The 24,169-nt window shown below is 37.8% G+C and carries 19 protein-coding genes and 1 pseudogene; 3 read left to right on the forward strand and 17 right to left on the reverse strand.

The genetic code is table 11. The features are described from left to right. Nucleotides 1-13: 13 nt before the first annotated feature. From cysI to B2C77_RS01345, 6 genes are all read right to left on the reverse strand, one after another. A complete protein-coding gene (gene cysI / locus B2C77_RS01320; RefSeq protein ID WP_077702028.1) occupies nucleotides 14-1,729 on the reverse strand; it encodes an assimilatory sulfite reductase (NADPH) hemoprotein subunit in 1,716 nt (571 codons plus the stop codon). Nucleotides 1,730-1,799: 70 nt separating this feature from the next. Next, nucleotides 1,800-3,635 (reverse strand): assimilatory sulfite reductase (NADPH) flavoprotein subunit, encoded by a 1,836-nt coding sequence (locus B2C77_RS01325; RefSeq protein WP_077702145.1) that lies wholly within the window; start codon nucleotides 3,633-3,635, stop codon nucleotides 1,800-1,802. A gap of 97 nt (nucleotides 3,636-3,732) precedes the next feature. Continuing rightward, nucleotides 3,733-4,473, reverse strand: coding sequence for a phosphoadenylyl-sulfate reductase (locus tag B2C77_RS01330; RefSeq protein WP_077702031.1), 741 nt, complete (start codon nucleotides 4,471-4,473; stop codon nucleotides 3,733-3,735). A gap of 389 nt (nucleotides 4,474-4,862) precedes the next feature. After that, the gene (locus B2C77_RS01335; RefSeq protein ID WP_073010466.1) at nucleotides 4,863-5,177 is read right to left on the reverse strand and encodes a DMT family transporter; all 315 of its coding nucleotides are present in this window, start codon (nucleotides 5,175-5,177) and stop codon (nucleotides 4,863-4,865) included. Next, a complete protein-coding gene (locus B2C77_RS01340; protein WP_077702033.1) occupies nucleotides 5,177-5,524 on the reverse strand; it encodes a DMT family transporter in 348 nt (115 codons plus the stop codon). The genes B2C77_RS01335 and B2C77_RS01340 overlap by 1 nt, the downstream gene beginning before the upstream one ends. Before the next feature lie 181 nt (nucleotides 5,525-5,705). Next, a complete protein-coding gene (locus B2C77_RS01345; RefSeq protein WP_077702035.1) occupies nucleotides 5,706-6,278 on the reverse strand; it encodes a TetR family transcriptional regulator in 573 nt (190 codons plus the stop codon). A gap of 180 nt (nucleotides 6,279-6,458) precedes the next feature. On the opposite strand from B2C77_RS01345, the gene B2C77_RS01350 reads away from it, so the two are divergent. Next, nucleotides 6,459-7,022 (forward strand): helix-turn-helix domain-containing protein, encoded by a 564-nt coding sequence (locus tag B2C77_RS01350; RefSeq protein ID WP_077701823.1) that lies wholly within the window; start codon nucleotides 6,459-6,461, stop codon nucleotides 7,020-7,022. Further along, a pseudogene (locus B2C77_RS01355) lies at nucleotides 6,983-7,849 on the forward strand (IS3 family transposase); the annotation flags it as partial. The gene B2C77_RS01350 and the pseudogene B2C77_RS01355, both read left to right, overlap by 40 nt. A gap of 31 nt (nucleotides 7,850-7,880) precedes the next feature. Here the strand turns inward: B2C77_RS01355 and B2C77_RS01360 are convergent. The 3 genes from B2C77_RS01360 to B2C77_RS01370 all read right to left on the reverse strand — a co-directional run bounded on the left by B2C77_RS01360 (nucleotide 7,881) and on the right by B2C77_RS01370 (nucleotide 12,082). After that, nucleotides 7,881-9,308 (reverse strand): MBL fold metallo-hydrolase, encoded by a 1,428-nt coding sequence (locus B2C77_RS01360; RefSeq protein WP_077702036.1) that lies wholly within the window; start codon nucleotides 9,306-9,308, stop codon nucleotides 7,881-7,883. A gap of 99 nt (nucleotides 9,309-9,407) precedes the next feature. Then, entirely contained in the window at nucleotides 9,408-10,070 is a 663-nt protein-coding gene (locus tag B2C77_RS01365; protein ID WP_077702039.1) for a peroxiredoxin, read from the reverse strand. A gap of 296 nt (nucleotides 10,071-10,366) precedes the next feature. After that, a complete protein-coding gene (locus tag B2C77_RS01370) occupies nucleotides 10,367-12,082 on the reverse strand; it encodes an ABC transporter ATP-binding protein (RefSeq protein WP_077702041.1) in 1,716 nt (571 codons plus the stop codon). Between the two features lie 224 nt (nucleotides 12,083-12,306). Between B2C77_RS01370 and B2C77_RS01375 the strand changes: the two genes are divergently transcribed. After that, a complete protein-coding gene (locus B2C77_RS01375; RefSeq protein WP_077702042.1) occupies nucleotides 12,307-12,681 on the forward strand; it encodes a DoxX family protein in 375 nt (124 codons plus the stop codon). A 582-nt stretch (nucleotides 12,682-13,263) separates the two neighbouring features. On the opposite strand, the gene B2C77_RS01380 is transcribed toward B2C77_RS01375, so the two are convergent. The 8 genes from B2C77_RS01380 to dnaB all read right to left on the reverse strand — a co-directional run bounded on the left by B2C77_RS01380 (nucleotide 13,264) and on the right by dnaB (nucleotide 24,033). Further along, nucleotides 13,264-14,481, reverse strand: coding sequence for a S1C family serine protease (locus tag B2C77_RS01380; protein ID WP_077702043.1), 1,218 nt, complete (start codon nucleotides 14,479-14,481; stop codon nucleotides 13,264-13,266). Nucleotides 14,482-14,652: 171 nt separating this feature from the next. After that, nucleotides 14,653-15,435, reverse strand: coding sequence for an MBL fold metallo-hydrolase (locus B2C77_RS01385; RefSeq protein WP_077702045.1), 783 nt, complete (start codon nucleotides 15,433-15,435; stop codon nucleotides 14,653-14,655). After that, complete coding sequence (locus B2C77_RS01390; RefSeq protein WP_077702046.1) at nucleotides 15,432-16,376, reverse strand: two-component system regulatory protein YycI; 945 nt, start codon at nucleotides 16,374-16,376, stop codon at nucleotides 15,432-15,434. Before B2C77_RS01390 ends, B2C77_RS01385 begins: the two co-directional genes overlap by 4 nt. A 3-nt stretch (nucleotides 16,377-16,379) precedes the next feature. Further along, nucleotides 16,380-17,696, reverse strand: a complete 1,317-nt coding sequence (locus tag B2C77_RS01395) for a YycH family regulatory protein (RefSeq protein WP_077702048.1) — start codon at nucleotides 17,694-17,696, stop codon at nucleotides 16,380-16,382. Further along, on the reverse strand, nucleotides 17,696-19,528 hold the full coding sequence (walK, locus tag B2C77_RS01400) for a cell wall metabolism sensor histidine kinase WalK (protein ID WP_077702051.1): 1,833 nt from the start codon (nucleotides 19,526-19,528) through the stop codon (nucleotides 17,696-17,698). The genes B2C77_RS01395 and walK overlap by 1 nt, the downstream gene beginning before the upstream one ends. 9 nt (nucleotides 19,529-19,537) lie before the next feature. Continuing rightward, complete coding sequence (gene yycF, locus B2C77_RS01405) at nucleotides 19,538-20,242, reverse strand: response regulator YycF (protein ID WP_077702053.1); 705 nt, start codon at nucleotides 20,240-20,242, stop codon at nucleotides 19,538-19,540. Between the two features lie 610 nt (nucleotides 20,243-20,852). Then, on the reverse strand, nucleotides 20,853-22,139 hold the full coding sequence (locus tag B2C77_RS01410; RefSeq protein WP_077702056.1) for an adenylosuccinate synthase: 1,287 nt from the start codon (nucleotides 22,137-22,139) through the stop codon (nucleotides 20,853-20,855). Nucleotides 22,140-22,674: 535 nt separating this feature from the next. Then, nucleotides 22,675-24,033, reverse strand: a complete 1,359-nt coding sequence (gene dnaB, locus B2C77_RS01415; protein ID WP_077702058.1) for a replicative DNA helicase — start codon at nucleotides 24,031-24,033, stop codon at nucleotides 22,675-22,677. Nucleotides 24,034-24,169 lie beyond the last annotated feature (136 nt).

Genomic DNA, 24,169 nt, shown 5'->3' on the forward strand with positions numbered 1-24,169 from the left:
CCTACAACCCCCATTATTTATGAAAATCCAATCCAGAATATACGGCTTCTACATAATTTGTTCGAATAACAAAGTCTCCAAAATGCTCCCCGTCTAACCTTTCCTTTGCATACTGCGTTATAATTGGTTTTAGTGTGTCTAAAATCTCTTTTTCTCCTATATTTTCCCTGTAGAGCTTGCTTAATCGTTCCCCAGTAAAACTTCCGCCCAGATATAGATTGTACTTGCCAGGTCCCTTACCTATAAACGCTATCTCAGCTAAAACTGGTCGTGAACAACCATTTGGGCATCCTGACATACGGATCACAATTTCTTCTTGATGGAGACCTGCTTCTTGAAGAATTGCTTCTATTTTGTCAATGAAGGAAGGTAGATATCTTTCTGACTCTGCCATTGCCAAAGCACATGTCGGTAAAGCTACACAAGCCATCGAATTACGCCGCAAACCACTAAGTTGACCGCCATTTATTAGTTTATACGTTTGAATAAGTTGCTCCATCTGATCCTTCTTCTGTTTCGTAACATTGGCAATAATTAGATTTTGATTAGGGGTCAAACGCAAGTCTCCCGTATGAATCTTAGCAATTTCTCTTAGCCCTGTTCGGAGTTGATAATCCCTTGTATCTTTGACACGCCCATTTTCAATGAATAATGTAAAATGCAACATATCATTTGCTTCCTTCCACCCATAGCTATCGCCATTACTTTTAAACTGATAATCTTTTGGCTCTTCCAATTCCCAACCTAAGCGTTCGTATAGTGTCTGTTGTAGCCAATCTATTCCCCTTGCATCAATGGTGTATTTAAATCTAGCATTCTTTCGGTCAGAGCGATTTCCGTAGTCCCGCTGAATTGTAACAATTTGTTCTGCTACAGCAATCACTTGATCAGGAGAACAGAAGCCTATCACCCGCCCTAATTGGGGATACGTATTGGTATTTCCATGTGTCATTCCCATACCACCACCAACGGAAACATTAAAACCTATTAGCTTATTGGCTTCTTGAATAGCAATAAAACCAAGATCTTGCGAGAATACATCAATATCATTTGATGGGGGGATTGCAATCCCAATTTTGAATTTCCTCGGTAAATAAGTTGATCCATAAATGGGTTCTATTTCCATTTCGTCTCGTGAGTCAACCACTTTTTCTTTATCTAGCCAAATCTCATGATATGCTCCCGTTCTTGGTGAGAGATGGTCACTGATTGCTTGCGCCCATTTCTGCACTTCCTGATGGATTGCTGATGGATACGAATTGGTACTGCACATCACATTTCGATTGACATCGCCACAAGCGGCTAATGTATCCATAAGTGTATGATTAATCTCTTTTATTGTGTTTTTTAAATCCCATTTCAAAATGCCATGCAGTTGAAATGCTTGCCTTGTCGTTAAACGAATGGACCCGTTTGCATATTTATCAGCAAGTTCATCCATCACCAGCCATTGTTCCGGTGTAGCAATCCCTCCCGGCACACGTACCCGAATCATAAATTGATAGGCAGGCTCTAATTTTTGGCGTCTTCGTTCATCTCGTAAATCACGGTCATCTTGCTGGTAACTGCCGTGAAACTTTAATAATTTATTATCATCATCCGAAATTGCCCCCGTGATTGGATCTACAAGTCCTTCCATTATCGTTCCCCGTAGAAAATTACTGCGCTTCTTTATTCGCTCCATATCATCTAAAGATCTCTCATGCAGATCATCTTTTTCTTTTGACATTGCGTTGAACTCCCTCCATTCACTCATACCTTTTTTAACCAACACATCACTCTGAATCGCAACGAATCAATTAATACACATCTCGCTGATAACGTTTTTCTAGACGCATTTGCTGCAAATAGGATTCGGCTTTTTCTTCGCTCATGTCACCCTCTTGCTTTAATATAGTCACCAGCGTTTGATGCACATCCTTCGCCATATGCTTCTCATCGCCACATACATAAACAGCCGCACCAGCTTTTAACCAATTATAAAATTCGTTGCTTTTTTCAAGCATCTTGTGTTGGACATATACTTTTTGGTCGGTATCTCTTGAGAATGCGACATCCATCCTCGAAAGCACGCCTGCTTTTAGCCACTTTTGCCAATCTACTTGATAGAGGAAATCACATAAAAAATGCTGTTCGCCAAAGAAAAGCCATGTTCTTTGCTTCTCTTTCGTTTCCTCCAGCTCTTCCAAATAAGAACGAAAGGGCGCCACTCCCGTACCAGGCCCAATCATAATGACTGGCGTTTGCGGATCATTAGGAAATTGAAAATTAGGATTTTTTTGTATATATATGGGCAACTTATCGCCTATTTCCACTCTTGTGGAAACTTGCCCCGAACAAACTCCAAACCGCTCACGTCCATGGGTAACATAATGGACCTTTCCAATCGTTAAATGAACTTCATCTGGATTTGCTTTGTAACTACTGGCGATAGAATAAAGTCGGGCTGGAAGCTTCCGCAATATGCTCACAAACTCCTCTGGCTCCAGCTTCTCAGGTGGAAAATCAGTCACTAAATCTAGAACATCTCTTCCCTTTATATAAGCGGTTAATGTTTCTTTATTGCCTGCTTTTATAAAATCGCTTAATGCGCTGTTTGCAAACAGTCTCTCTGCCTTTTCTAACATTGGTATTGTTAAAACGGTTATTTCAAAATGAGATAGCAATGCTTCACGTAATGATCTTATTTCTCCTTGCTTATTCACAGCTAGGCTTTGGTCCGCGTCCCATGTGAGCTCCGTTAAGAGTTGCTCTACTAATTTCGGGTCATTTTTTGGATAAATTCCTATACTATCTCCTGGCTTGAAGGTGAAATCTGAGCCTTTAAGAGATAGTTCTAGATGGTGCGTTTGTTTTTGAGAGCCACGTCCACTTAACGTTATATTCTCTACAACCTCTGCCATAAATGGATTTGTTCTTGAAAAAACAGCTTGCTCGGAAACGACCATTCCGTCCTTTTTCTGATCTAAAAGCGCGTGATGGTCAACAACATCCGATGAATGCTTTAAAACATCTAGAACACCATCCATCCACAAGTTTGCTTGTTCATCAAAGTCTAAATCACAATCTACTCGCTCATATAATCTCTCTCCACCTAATTCCTCTAGACGTTTATCCAAATCCTTTCCAGTCTGACAGAAGAATTCATACGACGTATCACCAAGTGACAGCACAGAAAAACGCAATTGTTCCAATTTAGGTGCCTTTCTACTATGAAGAAATTCATAAAAAGATATCGCATTATTTGGCGGATCACCTTCCCCATGGGTTGCCGTTATAATTAATAAATCCTCCATCTTTTTTAATTTACTTGTTTTGAAGTCATCAAGAGCTAACAAGGTCACCATAAAATTAGCTACATCTAGTTTTTCAGCCATCATTTCACTTAATAAGCGAGCTGTTCCTGTTTCTGAACCGTATAGTACCGTTACTTTTCTTGTGGATGTACTAGCAGGCATTGGCTTACTATCTACTTGCGGGGGTGAACTACTAGTATGCTGTACTTCTTTAGACATCACTCCTGAAAGGTAGCCGCTTAGCCAAACCTTTTGGTTATCCGTTAAAGTTGGTAATAAACGACTTAATTGCTCAACTTGTTTTTGATTAAATGGACTATTTATCACATTCAACGACAACATGCTCACCTCCTTAATTTCTATATGCACATTAAATGCTTAGTATACCAATTAAAATACTAGGAATTAGGTGAAATAAAAAAGACGCTTTATCAAATCATCTCAAATTCCTGTCGTCATTATTTGTATGCAGACCACATTCTGTTTTCGTTTGCCCCGTCCATCTTCCTGCACGCAAATCATCGGATTCTGTTACTTGTGATGTACAAGGGATACACCCAATACTCGGAAAATTATTATCATGCAGTTCATTATACGGCAATTCTCGTTGTAAAATGTAATTCCAGACATCACCCCAAGTCCAATGTATCAATGGGCATACTTTAATACTTTTAAATCTTTCATCTTTATTCACAAAGTCTGTTTTACTCCGACTTAATGACTGCTCTCTGCGAAGTCCAGAAATCCAAGCAGGCACATTGTCAAGCACCTCTTCAAGCGGTTTGATCTTACGAATAAAACAACATTGATCTGGCTTCCGCTTCCATAACGCTGAGCCATACTTTGCGGCCTGTTCGTCAACGGTCAAATCAGGTTGCTTTAGATGAATTCGCAAATCAGGGTATCTGTTCTTTACTTCATCAATAAGATCGTACGTTTCTTGAAAATGTAACCCTGTATCTAGAAAGACAATCTTCGCATTTGACTTCACCTTAGATAGTAAATCGATGAGTACCATACTTTCTGCACCAAAGCTGCATGCATATACAATGGAATCTCCATACAGATCATACGCCCAACGTAAAATCGTGAAAGCACCCTTTGTATCATCAGTAGGGCTGAAATCTTGAAAAGGGTCGACAGTAAAATTTTGATACGAAAGTATTTGTCGTGTCAAAAACTATCCCTCCTACATGTATTCTTAACGATACTGAAGGTTAAATCACCTTCATGTTGCACTGAAATGAAAAAGAATTACGCTCTTTTTTCAAATGGTAAGAAGAGCAATGTTCCATTTTATCTTATGCCCCTCTTACCTATCAGATGACTAGTTAGACAAAGCATTCTAAAAATCTGTTTCCAAGATAATATAGAATTACCAAGTCTCGCTGAAAATAATCTTTGCATATATTGCTTGATATATTATATCTTTTTCCAAGAAAAGTCAACGCCTTTTTTAAAACATAAGAAAAATTTGATATTATTTTATATTCTAGAATAAATTAAGTGTGACTATAATTTGGAAGGATCGTAGAAAAAGCGTATACCGCATTGTGATGTTTCACTTTACGATATTGCTTTTAACCCAACGACGCCAATGATGATTAAGCCTAAGCTAAACACACGTAGCTTGTTTGTTGATTCCCCAAAGAAAATCATATTCATCAATACAGCTCCAGCTGTCCCAACTCCCATAAATACGGAATAAGCAACACTGACAAGCAAATGAGAAAAAGAGGCATAGAGAAAAGCAAACGATGCGCCTAATCCTCCAAGATACAACAGCCCATTCGCGACGGTCTTATTTTGACTATATAACCGCAAGCCTAAAACGCCGATGATTTCAAACACAGAAGCACATGCTACTAGAAGCCAACCCATTATGAACGCACCTCCTGCTTCGTTGTTTGCTCTGGTGCATCAAATAATTTCAAACCAATGACACCTAAAACTAACAAGAACATAAAGAAAATTTTCCCCATATTTAAGCTTCCTCCAAATATATAAACATCCATTAACGCCGTTCCTACTGTTCCAGCTGCCGCAAAGATAGCGTATACCGTTCCAGTTGGAATCCCTTCACACGCTTTGGATAAGAAATGTAAGTCTAGTAAAATAGCACCCATAATTAATACCCAATGCCACCACGTAGATGCCGTGTTAAAGCCATAAATCCAAATTAATTCAAATACACTTGTCAATACAACATAGATCCATGATTTATTCATTTCAATACTCCTTCTCCCTCGTGACTGACTATCAGTCATTATAGTGCAAGAAAAACTTGGCTAACACCAAGCTGTATATTCAAAACTGGGAATACCACCAATTTCATATGGCGATAGGCCTCGTTTTGCTTATACGTCATTCTAAAGTACAGAAAGTTCTTTCTATACCTATTTTGCCAAACTATTGACATAATGCATGTTTAGCAAAATCCAATACTTCTTTCTTTTTCTGATTTGCTTTTTCTTCATCATGTTTATCAAACAAGTAAGATTGTTCAGCTGCTGCTTCAATTAATCCAATTAATAATTTTGCTGTTGCCTCTACATTGATTGATTCACGCAACATAGCGGTAGCTTTAGGTTGATTTAAAAACTCCTGCATCCAAGCATAATAAGGTTCATAAATTTTCTCCCACTCACTTAAATATTGACTGGAAGCCAACCCAGCAAACATAAGCGCATAAATTTCTCGATAATCGTTTGTTATTTTAAAGGCAACATGAACGACCTGTTCCAATTGTGTAATAAATGCTTGCTCAACGTTTACCTCTTCCTTCATCGCCTCTACAATCTTTTGCACCATCACTTCAGCGATGGAAGGCATGACTGCTAATTTGGATGGGAAATATAAATAAAAGGTTCCTTGAGCCACACCTGCACCTTTCACAATATCGGATACCTTTGTTTTTTCAATGCCCTTCTCTTGAAAAACATGAATGGCAGACTGAACAATCTTCTGTTTTTTATTATCCATCCCCTCACCTCCATACACCTATTTAATGACTGATTATCAGTCATTTTACAGCCCATTTATGCTTTTGTCAACTTCAACTTTTGGCCGTTCTTCATGTCATATATATAATGCAAAAAAGAGGGGGCTTGGTGCCGCACCCCAAAAGTTAGAGTGAAAATCTGACTTTTGGGGTGTTTTTATATGGCTAAATATAGTTATGAATTTAAATTGATGATTGTAAAAGAATATCTTGAAAATTCCTTGGGCTATGGATTGCTAGCGAAAAAACATGGTATTCCAAGCCAATCACCAATTGAGAGGTGGGTTCGTGCTTATAAAGAATTTGGTGAGGACGGGCTACGCAGGAAGCATTCTAAACAAGTTTATCCTGTTCAATTTAAGTTAGATGTATTAAACTTTATGAAAAGGACAGGCGCTTCTTATCAAGATACCGCGATTGTTTTTAAGATGAACAATCCCACATTAATTGCGAACTGGTACAGAATTTTCTGGAATGAAGGTATAGAGGGCCTGCAAGATAAATCGAAAGGACGGCCTCCTATGTCTAAAAATCATAAAGCTAAACCAGCGAAACAAGAAAAAGAGTTATCTCGTGAAGAACTGTTAGAACGCGAAAATGAACTTCTGCGCTTAGAGAATGCCTATTTAAAAAAGTTAAAAGCTTTTCAGGAGAATCCGAACGCCTTCCTCGAAAAGCACAAGCAGCGTTGGCGTTCGAACTCAAAGAAGAAGGATTCAAATTAAAAGATGTGTTAGAAATTGTGGGTATTCCAGAGGCGACTTATCATTACCATATGAAGCAATTACAGAAAGAAGATCCAGATAAAGAGTGGAAAGAAATCATCCTTGAGCTTTTTCAAAAGCACGAGGGTAAATACGGATATCGTCGTATTTATTTAGAGTTAAAAAGCCAAGGTTATGTAATAAATCATAAAAAAGTCCAGCGAATTATGAATGAAATGGGTTTAAGGTGCGTGAAATTCACACGTAAATCTCGCTATAAATCGTATAAAGGTAAGGTTGGAAAAGTGGCTAAAAATCGCTTGAACCGTAGATTTAATACATCCATTCGCCTTCAAAAACTAGTGACAGACGTGACTGAGTTTAAATGTACCGAAGATCAAAAACTGTATTTAAGTCCAATAATGGATTTATATAATGGTGAAATTATATCCTATGGTATTTCTAACAGTCCAACATTAGATTTCGTTATAGCACCGTTAAATCAAGCACTAAAAATTATTAAAAATGAAGCTGAATATCGAACAACGATTCATTCTGATCAAGGTTGGCACTATCAACATAACAAGTGGATGAAAACATTAAAGAAAAACAAAATCTTTCAAAGTATGTCTAGAAAAGCAACATGTGCGGATAATGCGGCAATGGAAAATTTTTTTGGCGTTCTAAAGCAAGAAATGTATTATGGGGAAAAAATAGTGTCTTATGAAGAGCTAAAGCGAAAAATTGAGGATTACATTGATTACTACAATAATGAACGTATAAAGTTAAAATTGGCTGGTTTAAGTCCAGTACAATACCGAACTCAAACCAGCCAAACAGCTGCATAATAAAAACTCTAACTTTGTGGGGTCACCACCCTTAACCCTCTTTTATTTTATCTTTCGTTGTCTCCAGATTTTGTTGCTCCCAGTCTATAAATCCGCCTTCCACGTTAATAACGTCAAATCCTTGATTTATTAACATGCTTGACGCAATCGCTGAACGCTTTCCTGAGCGACAATGGACAGCAACAGGCTTCTTTGGATTTAATTCATCCGCACGTTCTGCTAATTTTGGAAGCGGAATATGCTTGGCGTTTGGAATATGTGCTTCATCCCATTCATCTATATACCTGACATCCAACACTTGAACATCATCACGCTCTCTTTTCTTGTCAACTACAGATGGGGATTGCGTATCATAGGTTAGCTTCTCAGATGCACTATCTATGACAGACGTAGCAAAAAATCCTTTTAAGTTATCCATCCCCATACCAAGCATTATTTTACGTAAAGGGGCAAATTGATGTGGCTCTGCAATAAGGTATATCGTTTTTTCATAATCTGCTAAACGACCGAGCCATTCGGTAAACATATCAGGATAAGGAAGATTAATTGTTCCTGGGATACTTCCAGTAGCAAATGTTTGGATACTCCGTGTATCAATTACCATCGTCTGGTTATCTTGTGCTAATTCGGCTATTTCGTCACCAGTAAGCTGCATTTCTACCGGTGATGGTACTTGCTGAAGTGGTGTCATACCTGTTTTGTTTACTTCCTTCATCTTTGCAAAGTAAGCAGGTGGTTCTGGCTGTCCATCCAATAACAAGTTGATAAAAGCTGTTTCTTCGGTTGGTTGAAAAGCTGGATTAAACAATCGTTCATAGCCCACTGTGCTTGTCGGTACTGCCCCAAGAGCCTTGCCACAAGCACTTCCTGATCCGTGGCCAGGCCATATTTGTACATAGTCCGCATACTTTTTAAACTGCTGAATAGAGCTAAACATCTGTCTTGCTCCCTCTTCGGCAGATCCTACTACGCCTACTGCCTTCTCTAACAGGTCAGGACGGCCAACATCGCCTACAAATACAAAATCACCTGTAAATATACCCATTGGCCGATCAGCAACAGCACCATCGATTAATTCATAAGCCATATGCTCCGGTGTATGTCCAGGGGTGTGGACTGCTCGCAGCTGTACTTTCCCTAATTGGACGGTATCTTGATCACGTAAACCTTTTACAGGCAAGTCGCTACTCCATTCATAGCCCCCATTATCTACACCTTCTATGGAATGGTAAATTTTTGCCCCCGTTCTACGTGCAAGTTCTGTAACTCCCGATACAAAATCAGCATGAATATGTGTTTCCACTGCTGCAACAATTTGAAAACCTTGCTCTCTAGCTGTTTTTAAATACCCCTCTATATTTCTAGCCGGATCAATAACAGCTGCTTCACCAGTAGCTTGGCAAGCTACCATATAAGAGGCTTGAGCTAAAGAAGTTTCATAAAAATAGTTTAGATACATACATAAACCCCTTTCTAATTAAATATATTGCGAATATTCAAATATACAATCCTGAAAAGTGTCCCCAGCTATGCAGCTAGGGAGCTATCCACTGCCTTATTAATTAATTTCTTTCTTACAATAGTACCAATCTACGCAATCATACTCCTGATTATTCATGCGCTCATTGGCTTCTTCTTTTGTTTGCGGTGGTTTAACAATTCCTTTATCACCAGGTTGCCAATTTGCAGGAGTTGAAACTCCATGCTCATCCGTTGTCCGCAATGCTTTCACAAGTCGGACAATTTCTTCCATGTTTCGCCCTGTTGATAATGGATAATAAATTAAGGCACGAATCGTTTGATTATCATCAATGACAAATACCGCTCGTGACGTTTCTGTGCCATCGGATTCGGGCATAATCATCCCATATTTCCTAGCAACTTTCTGATTCAAATCAGCAATAATCGGAAATTCAATGGTTGTATTAAAGTTTTCTTCAATATTTCTCGCCCAAGCAATGTGCGAACTCACACTATCAATACTTAAGCCAATTAATTCTGTATTCATCTCACGTAGTTGGTCATAGACTTCTTGAAAAGCTACAAACTCAGAGGTACATACGGGTGTGAAATCAGCTGGATGCGAAAACAATACAACCCATTTTCCCTTATAATCTATTAAAGAAATGTCACCATGGGTCGTTTTTGCAGTAAAGTCAGGTGCTTTTTCACCAATTCTTGGCAAATTGTATGCCTGTGTCGCTTGGTCCATTTGCTCCATCGTAAATCCCTCTCTACTTTTATTCTTACATAATGCCTATACCTCTAGCCTACTAGAATTAAACTGTATATAGCATAAAAATAGAAATTGTCATCAATTATTAACAATTGAAACAAGCAAACATATGTTGAAAAGCAATTATAACATTCACATGTATCCTTTTTAGAAACCTTTACTTCTCGTCATTTTTTTACGACCAAAGCCATATTTTGCTTACACAATAACCCTTTCATTTTACAGTCTATAGTGTAAAGAAGAACAGAGATTAGCAATGCTCTTTTCCAGAAAGAAATCTATTAACGCATTTGTACCCGATGTAAATGCGCAAAAATACCATCACGCTCCAACAATTGCTCATGACTCCCCTCTTCTTCTATCCCTTCCTTCGTAACAACCATAATTCGGTCTGCATTTTTTATCGTAGCTAATCGGTGCGCAATTACGAGTGTTGTACGATCTTTGGCCAGCTCTGTTAACGCCTTTTGAATAATCATCTCTGTTTCCGTGTCTAGTGCAGACGTAGCTTCATCTAAAATTAAAATAGGTGGGTTTTTTAAAAACATCCTTGCGATTGCAATGCGCTGTTTTTGCCCGCCTGATAGCTTCAATCCCCTTTCACCAACTTGCGTTTCAAACCCTTGTGGCAACTCTTGAATAAACTCTTCCATATGGGCACGACGTGCAGCTAATTCAATTTCCTCATTTGACGCATCAAGCTTTCCATAAGCAATATTTTCTCGTAGTGTCCCTGTGAATAAAAAGACGTCCTGCTGTACAATTCCAATCTGCTGACGCAAACTCTCCTTCGTCATATCACGTATATCCATACCGTCAATCATAATTTTTCCCGCATTCACATCATAAAACCTTGGAATTAAAGAACAGATCGTTGTTTTCCCTGCTCCAGACGGACCAACGAAAGCCACTGTCTCGCCTGCTTGAATGTGAAAACTCAAATCATTTAAAACCGGTTTTTGCGTTTTTTCATATGTAAAAGTAACATGATGAAAGGAAATATTCCCATGTAAATAAGCTACAGATTGTGCATCGTATTTATTTTGCACATCTGGATCCATATCCAACAGCTCTATAAAACGTTTAAAGCCTGCCATCCCTTTTGGATACAATTCCAATAATGCGGTAATTTTTTGAATAGGCGTAAAGAGTACATTGACGAATAAAACAAAGCTAACGAGTTCACCAATCAACAATTCATTCTGAAAGGTTAGCCAAGCGCCAACGACTAACACCAAAAGTGTAATGAGACGCATGAGCATGTATATATTAGAATGTACAATTGCCATAACTTGATATGCTTTTACCTTTGCTTTGCGGAAGCTATGATTATCTTTCGTAAATCGCTCCATTTCATGTGCTTCATTCGTAAATGATTGAACAACACGAGCACCTGAAACTGCGTCCTCTACGCGTGCGTTGACACCTGCAATATCTTCGTACATCTTTGTCCATGCTTTATTCATTTGGATATTGCTAAATGCAATGAGAAAAATCAATATTGGTACTGCAAATAAAATAATGAAAGCAAGTTTTACATTAATGGTAAACATGATGATAAACGCACCGATAAAGGTCATGAACGAAATAAAGAAATCTTCCGGACCGTGATGTGCCAGTTCTCCAATATCAAATAGATCGTTTGTGATGCGACTCATAATATGGCCGGTTTTCGTATTATCAAAAAAGCGAAATGATTGCCGTTGAACATGATGAAACAATTCCTGACGCATATCCGTTTCTATATTAATTCCTAGCTTATGCCCATAGTAAGTAACTACATATTGCAATACAGTACTCAGCAAGTAGACGAGTAGAAGTAGCACACTAACTACGATAATGACATCCCAATCATTACCTGGTAGTAAGTCATCAATGAAATACTGCACAGCAACAGGAAATGCTAACTCTAATAACGCTACAATAACTGCAGAGGTGAAATCTACTGCAAATAAACGTTTATGTGGCTTGTAATAGGAGAAAAATCGTCGTAACATATCCTTTTTGCCCATCCCTTTCTTTATATTAGAAAAACTGTGCTTATTGGTCTTTATGGCGTAAGCTATCGTTTTTCTTATACTATAATTTTGTGCTTTCCTAATAAGTATAAAGGAATTATACGTTGAAGCATAATGCTTGGCAAGTTTGTCCTTCTTCTTGCATATAATGAATTGATCTACATGTAAGCGTCTCTACCTTTAATAAGAAGGGGGGAATATCGATGGAAAAGCAGTTAAGCCAACCGCTATTTACGTGGATATGCTATTGCCTAGCGTTTGTTTTTTTAACATCGGGGATGATGAAACTCGTAGTTAGCGATTTTAAAGTACGTTTTGCCGAATTAGGGCTTCCTTTTCCGGAGTTAGCCTTGTTTATCGTTGCCATTGTAGAAGTTGCTTGCGGAATGTTGATCGCTAGAAGGTTCTATCTCCACTTAGCCGTACCACCACTAATTTTAATTATGCTTGTCGCTTTATATTTAACCAAACTACCCACTTTACTCCATCAAGGGGTACTCCCCTTTCTATTCGAAGCAAGATTAGATATTGTTATGTTCGTTTTATTACTGGTTATTTGGAATAAGAAAAAATTGTAATGCTATTTCTCCTCAACTGTTGATAACTAGTGTATAATTGGGGCATACGCTGTTGAAAAGCTGTGTTCATCCACAAAATTATCCACATATGCACAAATGTTCGCAGCTATTTTGTTTTGTTGTTTTTTTCACATACTATATATTGATTTTCTTCTTAAAAGTTATTCACAAATTGTGCATAATAACGACATGCCTGTGGATAAGTTTAACTATTCCTTGGTCTTGATCGTTGAATGATGAAGGAACTTGAAAAACTTCTCTGGACCTGAGAAGAAATAAAATCTAACTAGTAAAATTGCTATTATAACTATTTTTAAATAAGCTGCTGAACATCGTCATCCCTGTTCATCTGCCTTTTTACGGATAACTATATTAGAAAAGCTTAGTTATACGATATACCGTAAATTGTTCTTCGATATAAAAATGCTAAGACTCTCCCCTTTATACTTTCTTATCGTGTAAAAAAAGAGCACCTAATGCTAGGCGCTCTTTTTTCAATTATTCACCATGTGGATAACTGTTTTGCACTCATAAAACACCAAAAGCAAGGTTATCCACAATGTGGGCAAACCTTGCTTTTGGTTAATTTTGCTCTCCTAGTTGAATCGTTGTCTCGCGTTTTTTGCCATCACGATAATAAGTGACAGCTATTTCGTCTCCTACTTCTTTTTCTTGATAAAGAATCTTTCGAAGATCAATCATATTCATTACTTTCTTGCCATCTAGTTCTGTAATTACATCTAACCGTTTTAGCCCAGCTCGATCAGCAGGTGATAGCGGTTCTACACTCCATACATATACGCCGCCTTTAATATTATCTGGAAGACTTAAAGTACTATCCCATTCTGTTTGTGGTACTTCCTCTAAGGAGTAAATTTCTACGCCTAAATAAGGTCTTGTAACCTTTCCTTCTGTTTCCAGTTCTTCTATAATTGGCAGTGCAGAATCAATTGGTATGGCAAAGCCTAACCCTTCTACTGCTGTTTGGTTAATTTTCATCGAGTTTATTCCGATGAGTTGCCCACGAATATTAATAAGCGCACCACCACTATTACCTGGGTTAATGGCTGCATCGGTTTGAATTACTTCTGCTTGCCAGTCCGCTCGTCCATCCTGGTTAAAATCTTGTGGAATGGTTCTTTCGGTGCCACTAATGACTCCTTGGGTAACCGACCCTGAAAACATAAGCCCAAGTGGATTGCCAATTGCAATAGCAGGTTCACCCGTTTTCACATTTGCCGAAGAGCCAATTTCGATAACTTGTTCTACTTGGTCTCCATCCATTTTTAAAACGGCTAAATCAGAAAAGAGATCTGTTCCCACTAAATCTGCTTTTACATGTGTATCATCAGATAATACAACCTCAACTGTATCCGCACCTTCTACAACATGATGATTCGTGACTACAAATGCACTTCCATCTGTCTTTTTATAAATGACACCAGAACCTTCACCAGCTTGACTATTTTCCTCCTGTTGTTGCCAAAAATCCATTTGACTTTGAATATTAATCACCCCAACAACTGCTGGTGCTACCTGGTTGATGACTTCCGTAATTTGTGATGACACATCTACATTCACCATTTCTTTTGGACCGCTACTCTTATTCCTAGAATCATTTGCACTACTCTGCTCATTCTGTTGTTGCTCTACATTATTTAAAATACCTGTATCTACAAGTGCAGGAAGTGCGACTGTTACAAGCAAAACACCAAGGATTGCACCAAGCAGCAATGGCACAAGCCAGCCGCTCTTTTTCTTTCGTCGTTTCGGTGGATAGTGCTGATCATAATATCCCATATACCTACCCCTTTTTGGGAAAGAGGTTTACTCCTTCCTGAATGATAAATAATTGCTCTTATTATTCCCCGAAAAAGTATGAAAATAACCACATTTACTAGCTACCACTTAAAAATCTCCCTTATCATCAATTCTTTATCGCCATAGCTAGCCCGCCAAATTTATACTTCGTTATACTGCAAAAAGAGGTGTAGACTTATCATGGTACGTATCTAGCAAATCTATCGCTATCCCTCTCTCTTGTAGAACTTGATCTACAGACATTCTAGCTAAATCACGCATATTATTATCTAAACTTAGATGTGCTAAGTAAATGCGTTTCGTATTATTATCAATAATATCTGCTAGAGCCAGACCACAATCTTCATTGGAAATATGGCCAGAATCGCCCAGTATTCTCCGTTTAACATTCCAAGGATACTTCCCCATTCGAAGCATGCCTACATCATGGTTTGCTTCAAATATATACGCATCTGCACCCTCCACTGTTTTCTTAATGCGGTCGGAAACATACCCTAAATCCGTTACTAATGCTACCTTCTTATCTTCATGATGAAATGTATAAAACATAGGTTCTGCTGCATCATGGGATACACCAAAAGAAGCAACATCCATATCACCAAACGTTTTTACTTCATCCTGATGAAAATAAAATTTTTGATCCACCGATATGTTACCAATCGATTTTTCCATCGCTTTCCAAGTCTTTTCATTCGCATAGATAGGTAACTGGTACTTACGAGCAATAATGCCTAATCCTTTTATATGATCGCTATGCTCATGCGTTACTAATATTCCCGATAGCTTTCGGGGATCCGCATCTATTTCTGCAAATAAACGATCCATCTGCTTTCCACTTAACCCAGCATCAACGAGTAATTTCTCTTGTTCCGTTTCAATGTAAAAAGCATTTCCAGTACTGCCTGAAGCTAGTACGCTAAAACGTAAAGTCATTCAAAGTCACTCCGATTATTCTCTATACTATCTTCCGCAATAATTTGATTTACCATAATTAAAAATTCCTTCTTCCACTCTATTTCATTACTCATTTGTTGCATTACACTTTCATAATTCTGCAACGTATCCGAAAGGAACTTTGTATTATCGCCCATGCTTACATATGGTTCTACCGCACCTACAAAGTAATTCCGTTCTTCATTTACCGTTATTTTATATGTTGGTGCAAAAACCTGTGACGCTCCTGTCTCAGAAGCAATTCGAGTATAATACCCATACTCTACGTCTGTAATAGTGTCTTTCGAATATAATTCATTTTGGTCAAATAAAGTACCGATCGCACTCATTGGCTCATACAGCGTACTTGGCTCTCCTTGCTCTTGCGCATCTCCTAACATCGTTTGCGTATAATAAATCATTTCATTATCTTCATTTAGAAAAACAAGTATCAAACCGTAGCGATTATAATAAATGGTTCGATCCTTATTTTTCTGAAATAATAACAATACATTAGCATCTTTATCCCAACCATAATACTTGTACCCATCTGAAGAAGCAATATACTTCTTTAGCAATTGACTAACACTGGCATTATTTGGTTGCTTTGGCATTGGGATCGGCTCATCAAATCTAGAGACAAGTAAAGACCCATTAATCAATTCCGTTTCTTGATTTTTCAATGCTTTTATTTTGTTGTAATCTGTTTCTGTATATTTTTTTGGTGCAATATTCATATACGTATCTTTCTTCACATCTATATGATAATCACGAATCTTAATATTTTCTTGCTTCAACTCTTCTTCCAAGGTTGGTTCATTTGGATTTGTGCGATCATAAGAATCGATGCTACTTTGTTTATCCATAAACTCTACAAACAAATAAATATTAAGAATTAAAAAGCATAATATAAATAAGGTTTTAATTTGACTCCACTGCATATCTTAAACCCCTCCCTGTTGTGAAGCAGGAGTTTCTAAGTCTGGAAACAGTTTTTTCCATATTCCATTTTTTTGCATAAACCAAACTGGATTTAAAATAACCGAGTTATCCGTTTGGTATTGGAAATCATACATTAATTGAATATCTTCTATTTGATCAACCTCGTCGGTTAATTCATTGTTTACATAACGGATTACATCTGCTCCAGAAGGGACATCGATATCTTCTGTCCGCACTTCATTGCTAAGCTTTAATAACGAACGGTTATAACGATAAATATCAAGCCCTTGGTACTGAATTTCCATTAAGGACAAGCCGTATTCGTTATAAACTGGATAACCATTGTAACTCATTCTGTAAATTACTTGATTTGATGAGGTATCTAAATTATATAATTGATAATTCCCAAACCAACCGTCGTGTGAATCTATCGTTGAAATACTCCGACCGATTAATTCTACTGGATCATTTGGACCTGAATCATTATCCGTAGCATAAGGATAATAGTACTCTAATTTTGTCTCATGATGCTGTATTCGCATCTCACGCTCACTATCAGCAAAAAAGAACTCTCCAATGCCTCTTTCCCCTTCATCAGATCGATTTACTCTAGTCGTGTTCGGAAATAAAGCTCTCACAAATCGGTCTGACGGTATCTTATTTACAATAAGCGAACGCTTTTTAAAATCTTTTGTTTTACTAGGGATGAAAATGTCTCTTTCCCCTTCGTTAAATAATAAAAACTCGGTTAAGTCTTCTCGAGAAGCAAATAATTTCTTAAACTGATTATAATTGGTGGAATTATTTACCGAAGCAGTCGCTTGTCTTCTACCATCAACGGAAGGAAACAGCACGGTAATCGTTGATGTATCTTCTTTCAGGCGTAAATACATATGATCAAAGGACCAATCTGCGTCCACTTTATCCGTATTTGTAAACTGAAATAGACTCGTAACAATCTGAATTGGCAACGCATCTGGGAATCTGATTTCTATATCAAAGTCATCTGCGTCCCAATTCGCATCTTTAATACTAAAGTTTGTATACACCCATGTTTGCATGTCTTCAAATAACTGTTGCTGCTCTTGTGGATCTTTATATCCTAAATGCTGCTGCCCTGCATGAAAAATAATGGAACTAGGTAGAATGACATTACTCTCGGCTTCCATTTTGGTTCCACCAACACTGGTGTCACTTACATTTTCCTTATCATCGAGTTCTTCAAATTCAGATTGATAATTCCATAATCCAAACGTTAATAATAAACTAAGTCCAATTAACAATACTAATAAAATAGATTTAAACGTCTCTAGTTTCATTATGCACCTCTCCGCTTCTGATTCATAAGCGGAAGCGTAAAGTAAACGGTTGTTCCTTTACCTTCTTTGCTTGTCGCCCAAATTTGACCATGATGAGCCTCTACAAGTTCCTTAGCAATGGCTAAGCCAAGCCCTGTACCACCAAGCTTTCTTGTTCTTGCTTTATCTGCACGATAAAAGCGTTCAAAGATTTTTTCTAATTTATCATATGCAATACCCATACCTTCATCTTGGATACTGATTAACAATTGATGACGTTTATACTCCGTTTTTAACTTAATCGTGCCACCTTCAGGGGAGTATTTAATAGCATTTGTAATAATGTTATCAAGCACCTGTGTCATCTTATCCTTATCCATCCAAACATAATAGCTACCGTTAGGTAACTCCCGCTGCAAATGAATGCCCTTTGGTGTTTGCATCTCAAAACGATCAATAATTTGATGATAATAACTTACAAATTCAACACGTTCTTTATGAAGAGGATATTCTTTTGCATCCATTTTCGATAGTTGCAGTAAATCATTGACCATACGAATCATCCGCTCCGTCTCATTATGCACGACACCAAGAAACTTAGGGGCAATTTCTTTATCTTCCCATGCGCCATCATTTAAAGCTTCTACATAGCTTCTCATCGTAGTAAGCGGTGTTCTAAGTTCATGCGAAACGTTGGATACAAACTCTCGTCGTTCTGCTTCTACTTTTTCCTGCTCTGTTACATCGCTAATCACCGTAATAAACCCAGTAATTTCTCCTTCTTCATCAAGAACCGTAGAAAAATTAGACCGAATAATAAAATCCTCTTCATTTTCCCCAAAGTCAATAATCATCGAGCCACTATTGTGCAATTCGGTAATATCCACCATTTTATCTTCCAGATGTAATATATCGAGTAAAAATGACCCCATCACATCATCTGGATTATGGCCGATTAATCTTCCAGCAGGCTCATTCATTAAAGTTATTGCTCCCGAACTATCTGTAGCGATAACACCATCCGACATATTTGATAAAACGGAGCTTAGCTTTCTTCGTTCTTCTTCAATCGTTGCATAGGAATGTTTTAGCTGATTATTTAAATCGTTAAATGTTTCAGCCAAATGACCAATTTCATCCCAACCGTATACATTTACTTTTTGGGTGAAATCACCCCTGGCCATTTTTTGAGCTTGGCGACGCATTTCAATAATCGGTTTCGTAATCGTTCGTGCAACTAAAATACCGATAAAAGCAGATACAGTAATAGCTAAGATAGACCCTTGAAAGAATATTTCATTAATACTCATTAATTGATCGTAAACGGGCTCTAAAGACGCTTCTAAATAAATAACACCTAAGACAATATCTCTATTTTTTTCATCTACAATTGGATGAGCTAGTACATAAAAACGGTCATTATCTCTTACATTATTACTATGTTCAGTTGAATTCGTCGTTAGTGTACGCTGAATGATCCCTCTCGTCGTTTTTTTATTAATTTCATCACGCGAATTGTAATCATTTGTTGCCATTACTCGGCTTTGATTATCAACAACTTGTAGACTTGAAATATCTTGCGTATCCACTTCGGAAACAATACTTTGAACTTCTTCTTTTAATGAGGGTTGATCTGGGTTTTCCTCATCGCGTTCTCGGTTAAATGCCTGCTCCAAGTTGTAACTTAACAGCTCTACTCTTGAAGCAATGGAATCTTCAAAGGTAGTTACTAAATTATTTTCTAATTCGGTAGTAAAAAAGGAGCCGATAACTTGAATAGCTACCAGCAATAAAAGAATATATATAATGATAAACTTTAATTGAATAGAACGAAAAAAACCCACTTTTTTCATGTAATAAACCTACTCCTGATCAGGATTTCGTAAATAATAGCCTACTCCTCTACGTGTCACGATCCACATAGGGTTACTAGGAGTCTCTTCAATTTTTTCTCGCAACCTACGCACTGTCACATCTACCGTACGAACATCACCAAAATAATCATAACCCCATACGGTTTCTAATAAATGTTCTCGTGTCATTACTTGTCCCATGTGTCGAGCGAGGTAGTGCAATAATTCAAATTCACGATGTGTTAATTCAATTTGCTCGCCATCCCGTGAGACAACATAAGCATCAGGGTGAATGACGAGCGAACCAATTTGAATGTCTCTAGAGGCTTTTGTTGTATCCTCAGGTACAACTTGTTGCCTACGTAAGTTTGCCTTTACACGAGCAATTAATTCCCGATTGCTGAACGGCTTCGTCACGTAATCATCTGCTCCCAATTCCAATCCGAGTACTTTGTCAATTTCCGAATCTTTTGCCGTCAACATAATAATTGGCATTGTTTGTGTTTTTCGTATTTCCCGACAGACTTCATTCCCATCTTTATTCGGTAACATAATATCCAATAGAACTAAATCCGGGGTTTCTTCTGTTGCTAACTTAATCGCTTCGTCGCCATCATACGCTACAACGACTTCATAGCCTTCTTTTTCTAAATTAAATTTCAATATATCTGCAATTGGCTGTTCATCATCGACAACTAATATTTTTTGACTCATTTTCGCCACATCCTTCTACTCTAATATTTATTTTATCGTACTTTTGTGTGCAGTGAAACTTTCAAACTTCATTGGCTATTTATCAACAGCTTGTGTTTTTTTATTCGAAGTGATAAACGTTTAAATAATCTATACTTTACTATAGTTAAAACTATATTTTTGGTCTTGTTTCCTAAGAAAATCAGATAAAAACCGGTTAGTAAAAATAACAATCCTATTACTACATCAAGTCCCGTCAAGTCGATTTATATATGTGTAAAATCATGTCTTCCACCATGCTTACAGTGGAAGGCATTATCTTATTTGTGGATCAAATGCCTTTTCTATAACTAAATGAAATGGAACTATTCGTATTTCGTGGAGAATCATTGCTGCAGTGATAGGAGGTATGATTGATTCCTATTTTAATGTGATGTGCTGTCTAACACTTCAATTCTATACTAGAAAAAGGACTGATTCAAGAGACTTCCTCTTTTATCAGTCCTTTTTCTTCTTTACCATGTATTGTGACATGGGACGATTAAATCTTAAACCGCACAGTTTCTATGAAAAAGTTTAGCCGCTGTAGTAACGAGATATCAGATCCTCTAAAAGCAATTCTACATGTTGCTTAGCTGTAAACACTTCGAACTACATTTGTTTGCGAGCGATCTGGTCCTACAGAGAATATAGAAAGTGGAATACCTGTTAGTTGAGACACACGCTCTAAGTAGTGCCTTGCATTTGTAGGCAAATCGCCCAAACTTGTTACCCCTGTAATATCTTCCGTCCATCCAGGCATTTCCTCATATACGGGTTCACACGCAGCAAGTTCTGCCAGTGTTGCAGGGAACTCATGTATGATTTCCCCTTGGTATCGATATGCCACACAAATTTTCAACGTTTCGATGCCTGTTAATACGTCAATCGAATTCAAAGATAAATCGGTAATCCCACTCACTCGACGAGCATGACGAACAACAACACTATCAAACCAGCCGACACGGCGAGGACGACCTGTTGTGGTGCCATATTCCCGACCTACTTCTCGAATTTGCTCACCTATCTCACCATGTAATTCTGTAGGAAAAGGTCCATCACCAACACGAGTTGTATATGCTTTAGAAACACCGACGACATGGTCAATTTTGGTTGGCCCAACTCCTGATCCAATAGTTACACCGCCAGCAGTCGGATTGGAAGAGGTCACAAATGGATAGGTACCTTGGTCGATATCGAGCATAACGCCTTGCGCCCCTTCAAATAACACACGACGACCTTGATCCAATGCATCATTCAATACGACAGAAGTATCGCACACATATGGAGCCAATTGCTGACCATAATCATAATAGACATCAACAATGTCTTCCAGGTTCATCGGCTCTACTCCATAAAGTTTTTCAAACAAACGATTTTTTTCTAGTAAATTTTGTTCTAGCTTTTTACGAAATATATCTTTATTCATCAAATCGGCAATACGAATACCGCAACGGGCAGCTTTGTCCATATAAGCTGGCCCAATTCCCTTTTTGGTTGTGCCAATCTTGTTATCGCCTTTTTCTTCTTCTTGTAAAATATCCAGCTTTAAATGATAGGGAAGAATGACATGTGCACGATTGCTAATACGCAGATTATCAGTCGAAACATGACGCTCATGTAAATAAGCTATTTCCTCCACGAAAGCTTTTGGATCAATTACCATTCCGTTTCCTAATACACACGTTTTCTCATTGAAAAATATGCCTGATGGAATTAAATGTAATTTATACGTAACGTTGTCAAATTTTATTGTGTGTCCCGCATTGTTACCACCTTGATAACGTGCAACAACTTCAGCATTTTGCGATAAGAAATCGGTAATTTTTCCTTTTCCTTCATCGCCCCACTGCGTTCCAACTACGACTACTGAGGACATAATGCACCTCCACTTGAGTTATAAGCTCTATTCATTTGCTTTTTCATAATTACTTGCTTATTTTATCAATTATTTTTTACTTAGTCAACGCTAAATGCGAACGTTGATTTTGTTTTTTTGTTATTTGTTCGCTTAAACTACGATGTTACTATTACATATGGCTATTTAAAAATTGCTCCGTAAGGTAACATTTTATACCTTGTTCGTTGCAGAAATACTTTCCTATAGTAGAACAAAAGCTCGGGGTACCCGTTTAGCAACGTAGCGAGTGGAACAAATCAACGAAAGCTTTAGGAATTATGCCACTAAAACAGGAGGTATGCCGACGTCGGGTGGCAAGCCCGTTTTTAGTCGACCTTCCTCTTGGCTATGAATCGATGATGACTTAGCTTAGGGCAATTCGTAAAGTCGCCTAGTTGCAGGACGATGAAGTCAGACGTGGCTAAATAACTTAGTAAGTTTATCCACAGCTGAAAAATTTTTTAATTTCCTAGACCACAAAAAAACAGCCTTCATACGCTAAAGGCTGCTCGCATTATGCTGGAGGAATATCGCTATCGGAATAACGATGATCCAAGTCAACGAATTTATTATATTCTTTTACAAACGCTAAATCGACCGTCCCTACAGGACCATTACGTTGCTTCGAAATGATAATTTCAATAATGTTTTGTTTTTCCGATTCCGAATCATAATAATCATCTCGATATAAAAACCCTACAATATCCGCATCTTGTTCAATACTCCCCGATTCTCGCAAATCAGACATCATAGGGCGTTTGTCCTGTCTCGACTCTACGCCACGAGATAGCTGAGAAAGGGAAATTAATGGTACATTCAATTCTCTTGCTAATCCTTTTAAAGAACGGGATATTTCCGATACCTCTTGTTGCCTATTCTCTTTGGAATTGGCACTTCCTTGGATAAGTTGCAAATAATCGATTAGAATCATTCCTAAACCATGTTCTTGCTTTAATCTTCGACATTTGGATCTTATGTCTGCAACCCGTATGCCTGGCGTATCATCAATATAAATGCCTGCATTGGATAAACTACCCATTGCCATCGTTAATTTACTCCAGTCCTCAGCTTGTAATTGTCCATTACGTAAACGCTGAGCATCTATATTTCCTTCTGCACAGAGCATACGCTGTACTAACTGGTCTGCTCCCATTTCTAAACTAAAAATAGCTACATTCTCATCCGTATTTACAGCCACATTTTGCGCTACGTTTAATGCAAAAGCTGTTTTACCTACGGAAGGTCGTGCCGCAATAATAATTAAATCATTCCGTTGAAAGCCAGAAGTGATTCGATCTAAATCACGGAAACCAGTAGGAATTCCTGTTACATCTCCATTTTGATGATGCAGTTGCTCAATATTATCGTAGACGTCGATTAACACATCTTTAATATTTTTAAACGCTCCAGAGTTCTTTTTCCCAGATACATCAAGAATGGTTTTCTCAGCTTCGTTTAAAACATCCTCTACTTCATCTTGCCTCTCAAAACTTGATGTTACTATATCTGTGGCTGATCGAATTAATCTTCGTAATAACGCTTTTTCTTCAACAATCCGACAATAATATCCTATATTGGCAGATGTAGGTACACTATCTGCTACTTGTGATAAATATTGCACGCCACCTACTTCATTTAACTGGTTCGCATTGTGTAAATAAGCAGTTACGGTTACGACATCAATTGGTTCCCCGCGATCGGATAAAGCCATCATACTGGAAAAAATACGTTGATGTGCTGCTTTATAAAAATCTTCTGGAACTAATATCTCAGAAGCCGTAATAAATGCTTCTGGATCGATAAATATTGCTCCAATAATCGACTGTTCAGCTTCCATATTATGCGGCGGGGTGCGATCTATTTGGGTATTCATGTGTAGTCCCCCTTTAAAACAGATACTATAGATGAAGAAATTGGAACTATGGGATGAAAAAAATTTATACTTTCCTATTGTGCAAGAAATATTGCTACTTCTAAGTCCCATAATTTGCTCCGGAAAAATACTTCAC

The sequence above is a fragment of the Virgibacillus dokdonensis genome (genome assembly GCF_900166595.1).
In the GTDB taxonomy this organism is placed as follows: Bacteria; Bacillota; Bacilli; order Bacillales; family Amphibacillaceae; genus Virgibacillus; species Virgibacillus dokdonensis.

Coding starts and splice junctions, on each gene's coding strand:
- cysI (WP_077702028.1), bottom strand. CDS start 1,729: ATGTCAAAAGAAAAAGATGATCTGCATGAGAGATCTTTAGATGATATG.
- B2C77_RS01335 (WP_073010466.1), bottom strand. CDS start 5,177: ATGGGTTGGCTTCTAGTAGCATGTGCTTCTGTGTTTGAAATCATCGGC.
- B2C77_RS01340 (WP_077702033.1), bottom strand. CDS start 5,524: ATGAATAAATCATGGATCTATGTTGTATTGACAAGTGTATTTGAATTA.
- B2C77_RS01345 (WP_077702035.1), bottom strand. CDS start 6,278: ATGGATAATAAAAAACAGAAGATTGTTCAGTCTGCCATTCATGTTTTT.
- B2C77_RS01350 (WP_077701823.1), top strand. CDS start 6,459: ATGGCTAAATATAGTTATGAATTTAAATTGATGATTGTAAAAGAATAT.
- B2C77_RS01360 (WP_077702036.1), bottom strand. CDS start 9,308: ATGTATCTAAACTATTTTTATGAAACTTCTTTAGCTCAAGCCTCTTAT.
- B2C77_RS01365 (WP_077702039.1), bottom strand. CDS start 10,070: ATGGAGCAAATGGACCAAGCGACACAGGCATACAATTTGCCAAGAATT.
- B2C77_RS01370 (WP_077702041.1), bottom strand. CDS start 12,082: ATGTTACGACGATTTTTCTCCTATTACAAGCCACATAAACGTTTATTT.
- B2C77_RS01375 (WP_077702042.1), top strand. CDS start 12,307: ATGGAAAAGCAGTTAAGCCAACCGCTATTTACGTGGATATGCTATTGC.
- B2C77_RS01380 (WP_077702043.1), bottom strand. CDS start 14,481: ATGGGATATTATGATCAGCACTATCCACCGAAACGACGAAAGAAAAAG.
- B2C77_RS01385 (WP_077702045.1), bottom strand. CDS start 15,435: ATGACTTTACGTTTTAGCGTACTAGCTTCAGGCAGTACTGGAAATGCT.
- B2C77_RS01390 (WP_077702046.1), bottom strand. CDS start 16,376: ATGCAGTGGAGTCAAATTAAAACCTTATTTATATTATGCTTTTTAATT.
- B2C77_RS01395 (WP_077702048.1), bottom strand. CDS start 17,696: ATGAAACTAGAGACGTTTAAATCTATTTTATTAGTATTGTTAATTGGA.
- walK (WP_077702051.1), bottom strand. CDS start 19,528: ATGAAAAAAGTGGGTTTTTTTCGTTCTATTCAATTAAAGTTTATCATT.
- yycF (WP_077702053.1), bottom strand. CDS start 20,242: ATGAGTCAAAAAATATTAGTTGTCGATGATGAACAGCCAATTGCAGAT.
- B2C77_RS01410 (WP_077702056.1), bottom strand. CDS start 22,139: ATGTCCTCAGTAGTCGTAGTTGGAACGCAGTGGGGCGATGAAGGAAAA.
- dnaB (WP_077702058.1), bottom strand. CDS start 24,033: ATGAATACCCAAATAGATCGCACCCCGCCGCATAATATGGAAGCTGAA.